General features: G+C 44.0%; 2 pseudogenes. Both read right to left on the minus strand.

Annotated elements, in window-relative coordinates:
* Positions 1-103, minus strand: a pseudogene (gene metF, locus R7Q46_RS27210) (5,10-methylenetetrahydrofolate reductase); the annotation flags it as partial.
* A gap of 275 nt (positions 104-378) precedes the next feature.
* Positions 379-697 (minus strand): annotated as a pseudogene (gene metL, locus R7Q46_RS27215) (bifunctional aspartate kinase/homoserine dehydrogenase II); the annotation flags it as partial.

The raw sequence follows: 697 nt of genomic DNA on the forward strand, positions 1-697 counted from the left end.
CGCTGCTTGGCGGAAAAAACTCAAACGAGACATTAATGTTATCTGACAACTCAGCGATATTCTGGTTTAAGGCGTCGATATGGCCTGCGTGCGTGTATCCCATCTTACTCTCCCTGTGGCACTCCGCCACGAAATCAAAATCCTTGAATCGACGTTTAGACGTCTATATGTCTACAGAATGTATTGAATGTGATTTAATGTCAACCTTGTGATTATGAATTTTTCTCACGTTAATAATGAGGATAGTTCAAGTTAATTCGCATCTGCTATTTACTCATAACAACGTTTGAAAATGGCGAATCTTATTTTAAGTATGGCACTGAGGAAGGAATAAAAAACACCGGATGAATTCCAGGGTTTTTAGGCATCTCGCAAAGTTTAGAATAATCCAGCTAAGCGGTTGAGATCCGATTGGATTGCACCAGCGGTCACCTCGCGTCCTGCACCTGGGCCACGAATCACCAAAGGGTTGTCCTTGTACCATTTACTTTCAATCGCAAAAATGTTGTCGCATGGCAGCAAGTTAGCCAGCGCATGTTCGCGCGGTAATGCTTCTACGCCCACCGTCGCTTTGCCATTTTTCTCTAAGCGCGCCACATATCGAAGCACCTGCTCATCTCTTTGTGCTTTGGTTAGACGCTCTTGAAGAATCTCACTGAGCAGTGCGCCATTATCAAAGAACTCATCCAAACTCAGA

This window comes from Vibrio sp. 811 (genome assembly GCF_033339195.1).